At 60.5% G+C, this 15,796-nt stretch carries 14 protein-coding genes; 9 read left to right on the forward strand and 5 right to left on the reverse strand.

Annotated elements, in window-relative coordinates; genetic code table 11:
* Positions 1-130: 130 nt before the first annotated feature.
* The 3 genes from QP995_RS03170 to QP995_RS03180 are packed head-to-tail and all read right to left on the reverse strand — an operon-like array spanning position 131 to position 3,875.
* Entirely contained in the window at positions 131-1,093 is a 963-nt protein-coding gene (locus QP995_RS03170) for a MaoC/PaaZ C-terminal domain-containing protein (protein ID WP_016421402.1), read from the reverse strand.
* Between the two features lie 53 nt (positions 1,094-1,146).
* The gene (locus QP995_RS03175) at positions 1,147-2,505 is read right to left on the reverse strand and encodes a 3-oxoacyl-ACP reductase (RefSeq protein ID WP_049173074.1); all 1,359 of its coding nucleotides are present in this window, start codon (positions 2,503-2,505) and stop codon (positions 1,147-1,149) included.
* A 47-nt stretch (positions 2,506-2,552) separates the two neighbouring features.
* A complete protein-coding gene (locus QP995_RS03180; RefSeq protein ID WP_016421400.1) occupies positions 2,553-3,875 on the reverse strand; it encodes an acetyl-CoA C-acetyltransferase in 1,323 nt (440 codons plus the stop codon).
* Between the two features lie 296 nt (positions 3,876-4,171).
* Here QP995_RS03180 and QP995_RS03185 point away from each other — a divergent pair, with 296 nt between their 5' ends.
* From QP995_RS03185 to QP995_RS03205, 5 genes are all read left to right on the forward strand, one after another.
* Positions 4,172-5,065 (forward strand): phosphoribosylaminoimidazolesuccinocarboxamide synthase, encoded by an 894-nt coding sequence (locus QP995_RS03185; protein ID WP_016421399.1) that lies wholly within the window; start codon positions 4,172-4,174, stop codon positions 5,063-5,065.
* Positions 5,066-5,070: 5 nt separating this feature from the next.
* Positions 5,071-7,290 carry a S9 family peptidase gene (locus QP995_RS03190; protein WP_502869791.1) on the forward strand — a complete coding sequence of 740 codons (2,220 nt, stop codon included), beginning with the start codon at positions 5,071-5,073 and terminating at the stop codon, positions 7,288-7,290.
* A 4-nt stretch (positions 7,291-7,294) separates the two neighbouring features.
* The gene (gene bluB, locus QP995_RS03195) at positions 7,295-7,996 is read left to right on the forward strand and encodes a 5,6-dimethylbenzimidazole synthase (RefSeq protein ID WP_284852896.1); all 702 of its coding nucleotides are present in this window, start codon (positions 7,295-7,297) and stop codon (positions 7,994-7,996) included.
* 64 nt (positions 7,997-8,060) lie between these two features.
* Positions 8,061-8,870 carry a polysaccharide deacetylase family protein gene (locus QP995_RS03200; protein WP_284852897.1) on the forward strand — a complete coding sequence of 270 codons (810 nt, stop codon included), beginning with the start codon at positions 8,061-8,063 and terminating at the stop codon, positions 8,868-8,870.
* A gap of 46 nt (positions 8,871-8,916) precedes the next feature.
* Positions 8,917-9,408, forward strand: coding sequence for a glutathione peroxidase (locus QP995_RS03205; RefSeq protein ID WP_284852898.1), 492 nt, complete (start codon positions 8,917-8,919; stop codon positions 9,406-9,408).
* Between the two features lie 21 nt (positions 9,409-9,429).
* On the opposite strand, the gene QP995_RS03210 is transcribed toward QP995_RS03205, so the two are convergent.
* On the reverse strand, positions 9,430-10,443 hold the full coding sequence (locus tag QP995_RS03210; protein WP_284852899.1) for a hypothetical protein: 1,014 nt from the start codon (positions 10,441-10,443) through the stop codon (positions 9,430-9,432).
* Positions 10,444-10,562: 119 nt separating this feature from the next.
* Here QP995_RS03210 and QP995_RS03215 point away from each other — a divergent pair, with 119 nt between their 5' ends.
* Positions 10,563-11,270 carry a hypothetical protein gene (locus QP995_RS03215; RefSeq protein ID WP_115598528.1) on the forward strand — a complete coding sequence of 236 codons (708 nt, stop codon included), beginning with the start codon at positions 10,563-10,565 and terminating at the stop codon, positions 11,268-11,270.
* Here the strand turns inward: QP995_RS03215 and QP995_RS03220 are convergent.
* Complete coding sequence (locus QP995_RS03220) at positions 11,267-12,274, reverse strand: acyl-CoA thioesterase (RefSeq protein ID WP_038626488.1); 1,008 nt, start codon at positions 12,272-12,274, stop codon at positions 11,267-11,269. The two genes, QP995_RS03215 and QP995_RS03220, sit on opposite strands and share 4 nt — an antisense overlap.
* A gap of 29 nt (positions 12,275-12,303) precedes the next feature.
* Between QP995_RS03220 and QP995_RS03225 the strand changes: the two genes are divergently transcribed.
* The 3 genes from QP995_RS03225 (at position 12,304) to purM (ending at position 15,587) form a co-directional block, all read left to right on the forward strand.
* Complete coding sequence (locus QP995_RS03225) at positions 12,304-12,744, forward strand: sterol carrier family protein (protein ID WP_284852900.1); 441 nt, start codon at positions 12,304-12,306, stop codon at positions 12,742-12,744.
* Positions 12,745-12,795: 51 nt separating this feature from the next.
* Complete coding sequence (gene purF / locus QP995_RS03230) at positions 12,796-14,364, forward strand: amidophosphoribosyltransferase (RefSeq protein WP_502869789.1); 1,569 nt, start codon at positions 12,796-12,798, stop codon at positions 14,362-14,364.
* A 158-nt stretch (positions 14,365-14,522) separates the two neighbouring features.
* Positions 14,523-15,587 (forward strand): phosphoribosylformylglycinamidine cyclo-ligase, encoded by a 1,065-nt coding sequence (gene purM / locus QP995_RS03235; RefSeq protein ID WP_070856379.1) that lies wholly within the window; start codon positions 14,523-14,525, stop codon positions 15,585-15,587.
* Positions 15,588-15,796 lie beyond the last annotated feature (209 nt).

Consider the following 15,796-nt stretch of genomic DNA (forward strand, 5'->3'; position numbering starts at 1 on the left):
GAGGGGGCTCCAGTCGTGCCCCGGGCAAAAGCACAACAGGGAAACAAAACCGCCGCGCTTTGGAAAGGCCCAGTCGATGAGGAGACTGGTTTTCCAAAGCGCGGCGTTTTCTACAGCGCTTTCGCATCAACTACTTCAGCGGACGAACACTTCCGGTGAAGTGCGGACGCTTCTTCTTGCGATCCCACGCGACAATGTTGACTGCGCGGCCGATGTTGGAGCTGCCCTCAGTCAGGTTGTGAGCAGCACCTGCACCGTCACCGGTGTGGGTGAGTGCGACATTGATGGTGGTCGGCAGAACGACCGGCGCACCGAAGGAAATCTGGAACTCGTACGACTGACCCGGCAGAACCTGTGCCTCAGCCAGCGCGCGGGAGGCGGTGTACATGCCGTGTGCAATCGCTGCTGGCATGCCCAGAGCCTTCGCGGAGACAGAGGTGATGTGAATCGGGTTCCAGTCACCGGAAACCTTGGCCCACTTGCGGCCGGTGTTGCCAGCCAGCTTCCACTGAGCGGTGGGGAAGGGAACCTTGAACTGCTCGCGTTTGATGGTCTCGGCGCCGGACTTGATGGCCTCACGCTGTGCCTGGACCTCTTCGAAGCCCTCGGCATCCTTCAGGCGAACGCCCTTGGCCAGATACACCGACTGCTCCTCGACCAAGGTGGCGCCGGATGTGGACGATGTAACAGTTGACTCCAGAACAACCTCAGTGCCCGAGCGGTGAGCGCGGAATGCGGCAACCTTCACCGCGATATCAACTTTGCCACCGAGTGTGACAGGCGAGATTTCGCGGTAGGTGTTCTCGGTGTGGACCAGGCCCATCATCGGCAGCGGGAAATCATCCGCAGCCATTAGCTCCATCTGGATGGGCATGATTAGGGCGTGGATGTGGCCGAAGAAAGCCTGTTCAGACTTCGGGGCGCCAACGACGTCGCGGAAGTCCTGGTCACGGTCGGCATCGACAGTGACGCCCTTGACCACTAGTTCATCGACCTTGATTTCGGTGGAGTTCGGGCGTTTCTTCGCCGAACCAGCAGCTGCCTTGGCGTAGAGCGGAACCAGATTGGGAATGGCATCCAGGGTCTTAGCCATAAGTTTTCCTCTTTCCTCCTTATCGGGAGCCTATGCGGAAGCCGCGACTTCGCTTAGGCGCCGACGATGTTCTGACCGCAGACGCGCAGGACGTGACCATTGACGCCGAGAGCGCGGTCGGAGACCAGGAAGGCGATTGCCTGGGCGACATCGCCCGGCTGGCCACCCTGCTGCAGCGAGTTCACGCGTCGAGCAACCTGGCGGTTGACGAACGGAATAGCAGCGGTCATGTCGGTCTCGATGAAGCCCGGAGCAACAGCGTTGATGTTGCCGCCGCGCTTAGCAAACTCCTCAGCGTAAGCCTCGACCATTGCGATAACGCCGGCCTTGGAGGTGGCGTAGTTGGTCTGGCCGCGGTTACCTGCGATACCGGAGGTGGAAGCCATGGTGGCAATACGCGGAGCCTTCTCGAAGGCCTTGTGGTTCAGCAGCTGCTCGTTCATCTTCAGCTGAGACTCGATGTTGACGGCGATGACCGAGCCCCACTTGGCGTCGTCCATGTTGGCGAACATCTTGTCGCGGGTGATGCCTGCGTTGTGGATGACGATGTCCAGGCGACCGTAGCGGGCCACAGCGGCATCGGCAATGGCGTTGCCGGCGTCGTCGGCAGTGATGTCCTGCTGCAGAGCCAGGCCACCGAGCTCGTTGGCAACCTTGGACAGAGCCTCGCCCGCCTGTGGAACGTCGATGACGATGACCTCTGCGCCGTCAGCCTTGAGCTGGCGAGCGATAGCGGCACCGATACCACGGGCGGAACCGGTGACAGCGGCAACCTTGCCAGCCAGCGGCTTATCCCAGTCGGACGGGATCTCGCCCGCGTCGGAGGTGACGCGGAGGAACTGGCCGTCGATGAAGGCCGAGCGGCCGGAGAGGAAGAAGTGCAGGGAGGAAATCACGGATGGCGCGGTGACCGAGACCCCCGGAGCAACGAGGATGCCGTTGGCGGTGGAGCCGCCACGAACCTCGTGGCCGAGGGAGCGAATCAGGCCCTCGATACCACCGGCGACAGCGTTCTCAGCGATCTCGGCCGGGGTTGCGTTGTGGTGAGCATCCTTGGCGCGGGAGACGGTGACGATGCGACCACCCTTGTCCAGCTTGCGCATGTGCTTTGCAGCAGCGAGCACTGGGCCCTGCAGCTCTGCCGGACGCTTGGCCTCAGTGGCGACGAGGACAATGGCACCAATCTTGTCGTCAGCGGCGTTGCCACGACGGACCTGCAGACCCCACTCAGCCAGCTGAGCTGCAACTGCGTCTGCATCTGCACCCTCGCCGGTGACGAGCACCTTGTCGTTGTTCAGCAGCGGACCGCCCGGCTTGTGGCGGCGCAGGAACGGTGGCTGCGGCAGGCCAGCGGCCTTAGCCAGTCCAGTGAGCGGACCACCGTTGACGAGTTCCTGGTACTTATCGGTCATGGAAAATTCTCCTTGAAAGTAAAAGTGTCTTTATCGGTGGTGCGCTTTTAGACGCGAGCCTCGAGAACTGCGACAACACCCTGGCCGCCCGCAGCACAAACGGAGATCAGGCCGCGAGTGGTCTTGCCGGTCTCGTCTGCCTTCTGGCGCAGCATCTTGGCGAGGGCTGCCACAATGCGGCCGCCGGTAGCGGCGAATGGGTGGCCGGCTGCCAGAGAAGAGCCCTTGACGTTGAGCTTCTCGCGCGGGATGGAGCCCAGCGGGCCTTCCAGTCCGAGCTTGGTGCGGCAGAACTCCTCGTCCTCCCATGCCTTCATGGTGGACAGGACAGTGCCGGCGAAGGCCTCGTGGATCTCGAAGAAGTCGAAGTCGTCGAAGGTCCAGCCGTTGCGGGCCAGCAGGCGCGGGGTGGCGTAAGCCGGAGCCATCAGCAGGCCCTCGTCGCCGTGGACGAAGTCAACTGCGGCCGCCTCGGAATCGACGACGTCGGCAAGCACCGGCAGACCGCGCTCAGCGGCCCACTCCGGGGTGGAGACGAGGACGGCGGAGGCGCCGTCGGTAAGCGGAGTGGAGTTACCGGCGGTCATGGTCGGCTCTGCTTCCAGGCCGCGGCCGAAGACTGGCTTGAGCTTGGCCAGCTTCTCCGGGGTGGAGTCCGGGCGCATGTTGGTGTCGCGGGAAACGCCCTTGTACGGGGTGACGAGGTCAGTGAAGAAGCCCTCGTCGTAAGCGTTTGCCATGTTCTGGTGGGAAGCGGCGGCGAGCTCGTCCTGCTCGGCGCGGGTAACGCCCCACTTGGCGGTGGTGATTGCCTGGTGCTCACCCATGGACAGGCCAGTGCGTGGCTCGCCGGTCGACGGAGTGTCTGGAGCCAGGTCGGACGGACGAGCCTTCAGGAAGACCTTTGCCATGTCCAGAGTGGACTTCTGGCGGCTGGCCTCCAGCAGGATCTTGCGCAGACGGTCGTTGACAGCAATCGGAGCGTCGGAGGTGGTGTCCACGCCGCCGGCGATGGCGGAGTCAATCTGGCCCAGCTTGATCATGTTGGAGACAGAGTTGAGGGCTTCCATGCCGGTGGCACATGCCATCTGAATGTCGAAAGCCGGGGTGTCCGGCGCCAGTGCGGAGCCGAGGACACACTCACGGGTGAGGTTAAAGTCACGGGAGTGCTTCAGTACAGCGCCGGCGGAGACTGCGCCGAGGCGCTCGCCGCCGATACCGAAGCGAGCGACGAGACCGTCGATTGCAGCGGTCAGCATGTCCTGGTTCGACTCGTTAGCGTATTCCTTGTTAGAACGAGCGAACGGAATGCGGTTACCACCGACGACGACTGCGCGGCGCAGAGAGTTATTGTTGGCCTGAGCTGCCATGTGATTGTTCCCTTCAAAATCCTTGAAGTGTGACGTGAATTACTAAATTTAGACAATACTGGTATCGGTGTTTTCTGTCACGTTTTTAGAAATATTTTTGTCCAGTCATCTACCGAGCGGGGGAGGTGAGGGGCAAACACCGTCGTCCACCTGTGAAAAATTCGATGGGCAGCACTCCGGAATCTCAAAAGTTTTCCCGCTTGACGACGGTAATTGCGTCAATCCCCACTAGTTGGGGTGGCGGCCGGAGGTATCAATAGAGTGCAAAGGCGTATAGGGGTTTAGACTTTATCGCCATGCGACCTGAACTTTCCTCGTATAACCATCTTTCCGCGGGCAAGGTCCGGGAAATCTACGAGATTGACCCTGAGACTCTGCTGCTTGTGGTCAGTGACCGTATTTCTGCCTTCGACCACATTCTGGAGACCCCGATTCCTGACAAGGGTCGAGTGCTCACCGCGATGAGCGTGTTCTTCTTCGATGAGATTGACTTCCCGAACCACATGGCTGGCCCGGCTGACGATGAGCGCATTCCGGAGGAGTGCCTAGGTCGTGCGCTGGTGTGCAAGAAGCTGGACATGCTGCCATTCGAGTGCGTCGCACGTGGCTACCTGACAGGCTCTGGCCTGGTCGAGTACAAGGAAAACGGCACTGTCTGTGGCATTGAGTTGCCAGAGGGCCTCGTCGAGGGCTCCAAGTTGCCGGAACCGATTTTCACCCCGGCCACCAAGGCCGAACTGGGCGAGCACGACGAGAATGTCTCCTTCGACGCCGTTGTGGAGTCCCTGGGGCAGAAGCGCGCCGAAGAGCTGCGCGATGCCACCCTGCGTATCTACACCCAGGCTGCTGAACTGGCTGCTGAGCGCGGCATCATCCTGGCCGACACCAAGTTCGAGTTCGGTCTCGACTCCGACGGCAATCTGGTGCTGGCCGACGAGGTTCTCACCCCGGACTCCTCCCGCTACTGGCCAGCCGACTCTTACCAGGAGGGTTCGGTTAACCCGAGCTTTGACAAGCAGTACGTCCGAAACTGGCTGACCTGCTCCAAGTCCGGCTGGAAGAAGGACGAGGGCACTCCGCCGCCAGCGCTGCCGGGTAGTGTTGTGGAAGCAACTCGCGAGCGGTACGTCGAGGCCTACGAACGACTGTCGGGCCGCCGCTTCTCGGACTGGATTGGAGAACCTGCGTGAGCGAAGTGACCTTGGACTCGGCATCCGTCGGCAAGCCTGCAAAAAAGGATTTGCCCGCACCCCGTGCACAACGGAAGCCGGTGACTCGGTCCTTCCACGGAAGGGACTTCACCGATAACTTCGAGTGGCTCCGCGATAAGGAAAACTCCGAGGTTATCGACTACCTAGAGGCTGAAAATGCCTATACGGAGGCTTTTACCTCCGATCTTGACGGCACCGCGGACGCGATTTTTAAGGAGATCAAGTCGCGCGTGCAGGAGACCGATATGTCGGTCCCAACTCGCCTTAATGGCTGGTGGTACTACTCGCGCACGCAGGAGGGTAAGTCCTACGGGATGAGCTGTCGCGTGCGTGCGGAGGCCGGTGACGGTCTTGCCGCGTGGACTCCGCCGACCATCGCCGACGATGCCCCGGCACCAGGAGAACAGGTCATCCTGGATGCCAACGAGCTGGCCGAAGGCCATGATTTCTTCGCCCTCGGCGCAGCGAGCGTCTCCGCGGACGGCAATCTGCTGGCCTATTCCACCGACGTCACAGGCGACGAGCGCTACACGCTGCGCGTAAAGGATTTGCGTACGGGCGAACTGCTTGACGACGAAATTGCGGGCATCGCCGCAGGTGCTACCTGGGTCGGCTCCGAGTGGATCTTCTACCAGAAGGTCGACGAAGCCTGGCGGCCGGATTCCGTGTGGCGTCACCGCGTGGGCACCTCCACCGAGGATGACGTCTGTGTCTTCCATGAGCCCGATGAGGCTTACTGGGTCGGAGTCGGTACGGTACGCAGCGAAAAGTACCTGATTATTGAGAGCTCCTCGAAGATTACCTCTGAGGTCTGGTACCTGGACGCCAGTGACCCGACCAGTGAGTTCACCTGCGTGCGCCCGCGCGAGTCCGGTGTTGAATACGACATCGACCATGCCGTCATTAGCGGCCAGGATATGTGGCTGATTACACACAATATGACTGGCTCGAACTTCGCACTGGCCATGGTGCCGGTGGGGTCTTTCGACAGTATTTCGGATCTCACTGAGCTGGTCCCGCACCGCGATGACGTCCGTGTCGAGGGCGTTGACTGCTTCGCTGGGCACATCGCGTTTGGGTACCGTCGCGGCGGTATTGGGCGTGTGGCGCTGGCGGTATTGGCGCAGGACGAGGATGGTGCTGGCTCCGCTGAAACGGGCGATGCTGCCGACCCAGTGCCAGCGTCCGCTGTGAACTTCGTTGAGCTCGAATTCGACGAAGAGCTCTACTCCGCAGGCACTACCGGCAACGCTGAATGGGACACCCCGGTGTTGCGCTACGCCTACGGCTCCTTCACCACGCCGTCGCAGCTCTGGCAGATTGATATTGCCTCGGACAAGCGGGTGCTGCTCAAGGAGCAGAAGATTCGGGGGGAGTTTAATCGCGGTGATTACGTCGCCAAGCGTGAATGGGTGAGTGCCAGCGATGGTGCCCAGATTCCGGTGTCGATTATTCACCGGGCGGATTTGGATTTGGATGCGCCGAATCCGACGCTCCTCTACGGCTACGGCTCCTATGAATCGTCGATGGATCCGGGCTTTTCCATCGCGCGGCTCTCGCTGCTGGATCGCGGGATGATCTTTGTCATTGCACACGTCCGCGGTGGTGGCGAGATGGGTCGTGGCTGGTGGGAGAACGGCCGCGCAACCACGAAGAAGAACACGTTCACTGACTTCGTCGCCGTCGCTGACTACCTGCTGGATTCCGGTTGGACCACGCGCGAGCAGCTGGTAGCACTCGGCGGTTCGGCGGGTGGCATGCTGATGGGCGTGGTCGCAAACATTGCTGGCGATAGGTTCGCGGGCATTCAGGCCGTGGTCCCGTTTGTCGACTGCCTGACGTCCATGCTCATGCCAGAGCTGCCGCTGACCGTGGTGGAGTGGGATGAGTGGGGCGATCCGTACCACGACCCGGAGGTCTACGACTACATGGCCTCCTACGCGCCGTACGAGAACATCTCGGCCGATGCGAAGTACCCGAAGATTCTCGCGATTACTAGTTTGAACGACACCCGCGTGCTCTACGTGGAGCCGGCAAAGTGGATTGCCAAGCTGCGCGAGGTTATCGGCGGCGAGCCGGGGCAGTTCCTGCTCAAGACCGAGATGTCCGCTGGTCATGGTGGTGTTTCCGGTCGTTACGAACGCTGGCGTCAGACTGCCTTCGAGTACGCCTGGATTGTCCACACTGCTGGTGCGGTGGAGTAACGGCATGGATATGCGCACGCTGCTGTCCGCGCAGGGTTTTGCCACCGATTCGCTTTCCGACGAACAGTTGGCCGTCTACCACACCCTTTTTCGGCGGCGGGATGTACGCCGCGAATTCGCCGGAGAAGTGGCGGACAGGGAGCGATTGATGCGCGTATTGGCGGCGGCCCATGCAGCCCCGTCGGTGGGGCTGTCCCAACCGTGGGACTTTCATATCATTCAGAATCCGGACCGCCTGCAGCAGTTTGCCGACCACGTAGCCGGACGTCGCGCTGAATTCGCGGCCAAGCTCGAAGGCGAGCGGCGTGAGACCTTCAATCCGATTCAGATTGAAGGAATTGTAGACTCGGGAACGGGCATCGTCGTCACCTATGACCCGACCCGTGGCGGCAAGAACATTCTCGGCCGCGACACCGTCGATGACACCGGGCTAATGTCAGTCGCGTTGGCTATTCAGAATCTGTGGCTGGCTGCTACGGCAGAGGGGCTCGGCGTCGGTTGGGTCAGTTTCTACCATGAGGATTTCCTGGCCAACTTTGTCGGTGTCGAGGCGCCCGTGCGGCCGGTGGCCTGGCTATGCATTGGTCCGGTAACGCATCTGGCCGCGGAGCGTGACTTGGAGAAGTTCGGTTGGCGCAAGGGACTGGCACTCGATGAGGTTGTGCACTGGGGGGATAATCTGAACTCTTACTTGAAAGGCCTCTGAGTATTCTCCAAGCTTTGTCCTCTCCGTTACCAAAAATTTACATACGCCTGTTTTTGTTGAATCCATGGCAGGCAGTGGGGTGCAAGAACAGATTCGGAGGACCGACCAGGTCGTTCGTCCAGCGGGCAAAGAGCTCGTAACTGTTGACGGTGGTGTGGTCGGTTCGCCGCTTTTGGTGTCGGTGTCGGGTTTGCGCGATGGCACATTGCTCGATGTCGCTCGTTTCGTGGCAGCGATGGAACAGCGCGGTATTACGCCGTCTCTGCTGGTAGCGCCGCATGCGGGTAAGAACTGGTCGTTGCGGGAAGCTCCGGCGGTGCTGGATTGGCTCCGCCGTCGTAGCGATGACGGCATCGAGATTGTTCTCGCGGGGTTCGATCAGTCGGTTCGAGGCCGAGGCGCCGAATTTGCGTCGTTAAGCGAACATGAAGCGCGCTTGCGCCTGACTGCCGCAACGCGCCAGATGCGTGCGATGGGTTTTGAGACGGATGTCTTTGCACCGCCGAAGTGGACCATGTCGCCCGAGACCATGAACGTGCTGCCGGAGCTGGGCTTCCGTGTTGCAGCGGACCGAAATGGGGTCCGCGACCTGACCACTGGTGCTGTTGATCCAACTCGCGTGCTGGCTATCGGCGAGGGCTTCGGCGGCGCCGGTTGGTGGCGCCGCGCGGTGCGCTCCTCAGTGCAGCGCTCGCTGGAGAAGGGCCGCGCGGTGCGTATCTCCGTTAACGCTTCGAAACTGCGGGAGCACAAGCTGCGCCAGGATGTTGTCGGCATCATTGACCAGGCGGTCGATGGGGGTGCGCAGCCGGTCAACCACTCTTCGGTGCCGCTGGGCCGCGAGTTCTTTGAAGGCATGGAGCAGGTCGGCTAGTCGTCACCTCTGACGGCTATCGTGGGACTGCCCTAGTGTGGGGTTTATGAGCAATCTCTTCGACATCCCAGTGACCACCATCGACGGCAACGAAGCAACGATGAGCGACTGGGCAGGCCACGTTCTGCTTATCGTCAACACCGCCTCGGAGTGCGGTTTCACGGATCAGTACGACGATCTGCAAGGACTTTTCGACGAACTCGCACCCCGAGGCTTCTTCGTCCTCGGCTTCCCCTGCAACCAGTTCGGCGGGCAAGAGCCCGGCAGTGCCGAGGAAATCAAGCAGTTCTGCCAGCGCGAATTCGGCGTTACCTTCCCGCTCTTCCAAAAGACGGAGGTCAACGGCGCTGGCGCTCACCCACTGTACAAGCTGCTGAAGGAAACCCCTGACGCCGACGGCGAGGCTGGGGACGTGAAGTGGAACTTCGAAAAGTTTGTCGTCTCGCCCGAAGGCGAGGTCATCGGCCGTTTTCGCTCTAAGGTTTCGCCTGACGACGACTCGCTGCGCAACCTCATCGAGGAAAATCTGCCTATTTAGCGGCTTCCAGCGGCGAGCTGACTATTTAGTGGCCTCCAGTGGTGCGTGTTCGAAGTAGCCCGTGGCGCCGTAGCCCACGATGCCACCTCGGTTGCGCAGGGTCATGCTAGCTAGACCGACCTTGCCAAGCTCATCGCCACCGATGGTGACCCAGTCACCCTGAACCGCGACAACCATGTTGGCGTGTACCCCAAGGCCTGCGGGGTAGCGGTAGAAAATGATGTCACCCACCTGAGGAGAGAAGTCCTTGTCGGTGACAAAAGCATCATGTGCCTTGTAGGCATCGATGAGCTGTTCGACATCCGTAACCAGCCATGGGTTCTCGGTTGTGGCAGTGCTGTTCTGCGGTGTTCTGTTCTGCGCAGTGTTGTACTGCTCTGTGTGGTTGTTGTCGGTGGCACTATTGGCCGCCGAATTCTGGGGCGTATCAAAGACCGGAACACCCGCGGATGCGAGCAGGAATGACAAGAATGGCGCAGTCCAGGAACCGGAGCAGTCGACCGTGTTACCGAATGCGTCGAGGTTTGGATCTCGGTTCGAGGTCTGGTTTGCAGCCGTACTCGCAGAACCCGGCCTGGTGGCAGCAGCGGCAGCAACGGCATCTTCATCAGCGGTTGAGTCAGCGTTAGAATCCGGGTGGTCGCCAACCTTGGGAATCACGCTGCGGATGTCGTCTTCGGTAGCTCCGCAAGCCAGACCGAAGTAGACATCGGGGGAGGGCTGCTCCTCGTACTGATAGCGCGCAACATCCTTCAGAGCCTGCTGATAGTAGGGGCGGTCTGCCTCGGTGCGGGGGAACGTGCCACCACGCCAAGCCAGAACATTGATAGGACCGAAGAGCGTGAACCACCCGGCGAAGAGGAATACCGCCGTCAGTACCAGGATGGACACAGGCGGGATAGCGGCGCGAACACGTTGCAGCATGCTCGGTGAGGATGCGTTCTCCTGGCCGTCGTCAAGCGATGGTGAGGAAGACTCAGACCGTGGTGCGTGAGGCTGCTGTGCGGGCACAGGCGCGGGTGAATCGGTGGTCATATCTTCCCAGGATAGTAGGCGGCGCTGCGGTCGTCCTTGGCGAGTGCGTCTGAGCCGTACGTAATGGCATAGTCTGCGGCTCCTGCTGCGGAAGGGGGCGTGCAGTTAAACTGTGGTTCATGACTTCATCCGACATGCGTAACGAGGCCGAGCACGACCCTCGTGAGGATCTGCCGAGCTTCCTGCGTGAGCCGGACAAAATAGACAAGCTTCTCTATGCATCGCTGATGCTGGTTGCCGTGTACGGCTTTGCAATTATCCCGTTCCGCGCGGTTTTGCTGCTCAAGTACACCTTTTTGCATACGTGGCTGACGGGCTCGAATCTCTCGGTGCTGATTCTCGCGTCGGAAAACGAGGATAGGCCGCTCTTCCTCTTCGCTGTTGTGGTGATTGCGGCGCTGTCGACAATCAAGTTCATGCCGTTCTTCTACTGGATGGGCAAGAAGTGGGGGCCGGAATTCATCACGATGAGTTTCGGCGGCCATCCACCGCGATGGTTTAAGAAGATGGAGAACTTCATCTATGAACGCATCGGGCTGAGTGTGCTGGCATCGTTTGTGCCATTCTCGCCGATTCCGGCCACGATCGTCGTGGCCATCGGAGGTATTGCGAAGGTGCGCGGCTGGGTAGTAGGTGTGTACCTCTTCCTCTGTGCCGCAATGCTCAAGTGCTTCTACCTGTACTTGGGCCTGAAGTTTGGCCCAAGTATCCAGGGCTCCCTGCAGACGATTGACCGGTACGTCACCTACATCACCTTCGCGCTGATTGGCTGGATGTTCCTATCCATCTGGTGGAAAAACAGGAAGCCGGGCGGCCAGGCGGCTTAATCCTGTTCGCGCTCAATCAGCGGTAGCGGGCTGTACTTGTCACGCAGCGCCTTCAGCGACAGATCGTGAGCGTGCAGGCGCTTGTCCTCATCCGTCGTCGGCTGGAAGTGCGGTACCGGCTGTGGGTTGAAATCGTCGTCAATTGCGACATAAGTCATGGTCGAGTGCAGAGCCTTGCGCAGCCCGCCGACACCCTTGCGGGGCTCACAGCAGTAGACCTGCACCGACAGGTGCATCGAGGTCGTGCCGGTGCGCAGGATGCGTGCGCGCACCTCAACTAGGTCGCCAATGTGGATTGGGTTGTAGAAGCGAATACCACCTGCGTACACGGAAATAGTCTGGCGTCCCGCCCAGTTGGTGGTAACTGCCGTCGCAGCCTCATCAATCCACTCCATGGCGGTACCGCCGTGGACGTTTCCGCCCCAGTTAACATCGGTCGGCTTTGCCAGGAAACGTGTGGTCAGCTCGGGTGCGGAAGAGTCCGCGGAATAGGTCTGCGCGCGCATGCTGGCCTCGATGTCGCGGCGGAGCTCAAAACGGGAAAGAGCGGCCTTTTCAACACGCTCTTCTTCCTCCGTTTGCGGCACCCACTTCGGAACCGGTGTCGACTTACCATTTTCATCCATGGCCACGAAGATCACCAGGCAGTCAGCTGCGCGGGTGAACTTGCCCTCGCGCGGATCAGCTGAGAGCACCTCGTTGACGATGTGCATAGAACTGCGACCGGTATGCGCAATCTTGGAGCGCACCTCAACAATGTGGCCGCTGGGAATCGGGCGAGTGAAGTGAATGTGACCGAAGTACGCAGTCACGCAGTAGCGTCCCGACCAGCCGGTCGCACAGGCGTAAGCGGCCTTGTCAATCCACTGCAACACACGGCCGCCGTGGACGGAATTGGTTCCGGCCATAATGACATCGGTCGGCGACGCCATAAAACGGAGTACAAGAGATGGTGACGCTGGAGCATGCACCTGTTCAGCTTTTTCAGTTGACTGCGTATCCATATATGAAAGCATAACTCTAGGATGAGGTTATGGTATCCAAAATCTCGCCTTTCGACGTTCGCAGCGCTCTTTCCACCGCCGCACCCTGGGCGGCGCAACGTCTTCTCGGCCGCGAATTGCTATCTGACCAAGAGGCTGACTCCTTCACCGGAGCAGATGGGGCGCAGGGGCCGTCGTTAAGCCGTGCGAGCCTAGCCAAAGCGGTGCGTCTGTCCGTTCGGATGCTAGCCCAAGAGGCGCCGGGGCATAGCGTCGAGGTGCGCGTGCCGCCCTTCGTCGCGGTCCAGTGCATTGACGGGCCCAGGCACACACGCGGTACGCCGCCCAATGTCGTGGAGATGTCGCCGGAGATTTGGCTGGGACTCGCGTGCGGAATGATCACGTTAGAGCAGGTGCAGGCGCACATCGATATGTCGGGCACGCGCGCGACGGAAATCGGGAATCATCTGCCGGTGGCGCGCATTTCTTAAAACCCGTTGGGGGGATGCTGAATTGGTGCCCGGGCGGGTGGGGCTATTAGTGTGAATGTCGTGGCCGATACCAACATTTCAGGTGCACCAAAGACCAAACTTTTGCCGATTTCGCCTTACGACGATCTGGGGGAGACATCCCCGCGCGAAGAATGTGGCGTCTTTGGCGTTTGGGCACCTCGCGAAGACGTGTCCAAACTCACCTACTATGGCTTGTTTGCCCTGCAACATCGCGGCCAGGAAGCCGCCGGTATCGCAGTCGGCGACGGCGACCAAATTCTCGTATTCAAGGATCTCGGGCTTGTTTCCCAGGTTTTTGATGAGCAGACGCTCGATGCTCTGAAGGGGCACGTAGCCGTGGGACACACGCGCTACACCACCGCTGGCGCTCCTGCATGGGAGAATGCGCAGCCGATGTTCCAGATGGCTTCCGACGGTACGGATATCGCCCTGGGGCATAACGGCAACCTGACCAACCACCTCACTTTGTTCCACGAGGCGGTGGATAAGGGGCTGATGCGCGATCAGGGAGAGCTGCCTAGCGACTCCGCAATTATGACCGCACTGCTTGCCGACGAAACCGGCAAGGTTGATCACCCAGAAGACCACGGCTGTAGCACCAACGTGGAAGCGGCTGCGCTGACGCTCCTGCCGCGCCTGAAGGGGGCCTTCTGCCTTACTTTCACCGATGGCGAAACGCTGTACGCTGCGCGTGACCCACACGGTGTGCGTCCGTTGTGCTTGGGCCGCCTGTCCGGTGGCTGGGTAGTTGCGTCTGAGACCTGTGCGCTGGATATCGTCGGTGCATCATTCGTCCGCGAGATCGAGCCGGGCGAGATGGTGGCCATTGATGCCTCTGGTGTCCGTTCGCAGCGTTTCGCCGAAACTACCCACGCAGGATGCATTTTCGAGTACGTCTACCTGGCGCGCCCGGACTCCAACATCCGTGGTCGCTCTGTCAATGCCGTGCGCCTTGAGCTAGGTCGCCAGTTGGCGCGTGAGTTCCCGGCTGACGGTGACCTGGTGATGCCGGTGCCGGAATCCGGAACCCCGGCGGCGGTTGGCTATGCCCAGGAATCGGGCATTCCGTTTGGTCAGGGGCTGACCAAAAACGGTTACGTGGGCCGTACCTTCATTCAGCCTTCGCAGACGATTCGTCAGCTGGGCATCCGACTGAAGCTGAACCCGCTGAAGGAAGTTATTGCCGGTAAGCGCTTGGTAGTGGTCGATGACTCCATCGTCCGCGGCAATACCCAGCGTGCCCTGATTCGCATGCTGCGTGAGGCAGGTGCGAAGGAAGTGCACGTGCGCATCGCCGCGCCGCCGGTGAAATGGCCGTGCTTCTACGGCATTGACTTTGCCTCTCCGGGCGAGCTGTTGGCCAACGGCGTAGATGAGAATGACATCGTCGCCGGTATCGCAACCGCGATTGGCGCCGACAGCCTGGGATTTGTCTCCATCGATGGCATGGTCGCCGCTTCCGAACAGGCAAAGAGCGAAGTGTGCTGTGCCTGCTTCGATGGCAAATACCCACTGGGGCTGCCGGAGGGCAATCCGAATGCGGCAGCTGTGGAGAGGATGCAGGCAGCCCAGGCTGCCAAAGCCGCAACGAGCAATTAGCCTCGAAACCTCCTTAGAATGAACTACGAGAACTGAACCGAGAACGAAGCGCAAGCGGTGCCGTGGAGTGCAGCCGTTGCTTTGTTCCTGGTCCGCCAATACTCCCGGATACGGCAGTAACGCCGCCCGGGGGAGAAAGTTTAAAGCGAGAGCCTCTAATGACCGAGAACGTTTCTGGTGCTTCCTACGCTGCAGCCGGTGTCGACATCGAAGCCGGCGACCGCGCTGTTGAACTATTCGCCCCGATTGCCAAGAAGGCCACTCGCCCAGAGGTCCGTGGCGGGCTCGGTGGTTTTGCCGGCCTGTTTGCACTGGGCAACTACGAAAAGCCGCTGCTGGCCGCATCCTCCGATGGTGTGGGGACCAAGTTGGCCGTGGCGCAGGCCGTCGGCAAGCACGACACCATTGGCCTGGACCTGGTCGCCATGGTCGTCGATGATCTGGTCGTGTGCGGTGCCGAGCCGCTGTTCCTGCAGGACTACATTGCAATTGGCAAGGTCGTGCCGGAGCACGTCGCCGAGATCGTTTCCGGCATCGCCGAGGGTTGTGTCCAGGCGGGTTGCGCTCTCCTGGGCGGCGAGACTGCAGAGCACCCGGGTGTGATGGAACCAGGCGAGTACGATGTCTCCGCTACCGGCGTCGGTGTCGTGGAAGAGGACAAGCTTCTCGGCCCGGACCGCGTGCGTGAGGGCGATGTCATTATCGCCATGGAGTCCTCTGGACTTCACTCCAATGGCTACTCGCTGGCTCGCTACGTTCTCCTGGAGAAGGCCGGTCTGGAGCTCGACGGATACGTCGAAGACTTCGGACGTACCCTCGGTGAGGAGCTGCTGGAGCCAACCAAGATCTATGCGAAGGACTGCCTGGCTCTCATGAACGAGGCAGAGGTTCGCACTTTCTGCCACGTCACCGGTGGTGGATTGGCTGGCAACATGGTCCGCATCATGCCGGAAGGCCTGACCGCTGACATGAGCCGCGCAACATGGACCCCGGGCCCGATCTTCAAGACCATTGCTGAGCTCGGCAACGTCTCCCGCGAGGAGATGGAGAAGACCTTCAACATGGGTGTTGGCATGGTTGCGATTGTTTCTGCAGAGGATCGCGATCGTGCACTGGCTCTGCTGACTGCCCGCCACATCAACGCTTGGGAGCTGGGTACTGTCCGCAAGAGCGAGGAGGGCGAGGACGGGGCTGTTTTGCGCGGCAGCCACCCGCGCTTCTAAGCGTCGGCCTGCATTCGGTCGGGCGGCCGGGGACTGGGGTTGGTCGGGACTGGATTTGGGCTACAAAACTGACAACCCAGAAATAACGTGGGGCTGCAAATGTGAAACTGTATGAGTTTATGACACTTTCGAGCCGGTAGGTTCAGGCGGTGAATGCATCACCACTTTCGACCAGGAGAAGTAGTGAAGCAAACCCGCCGAACGAAATA

The sequence above is a fragment of the Corynebacterium sp. MSK032 genome, from assembly GCF_030232065.1.
Classification (GTDB): Bacteria; Actinomycetota; Actinomycetes; order Mycobacteriales; family Mycobacteriaceae; genus Corynebacterium; species Corynebacterium jeikeium_D.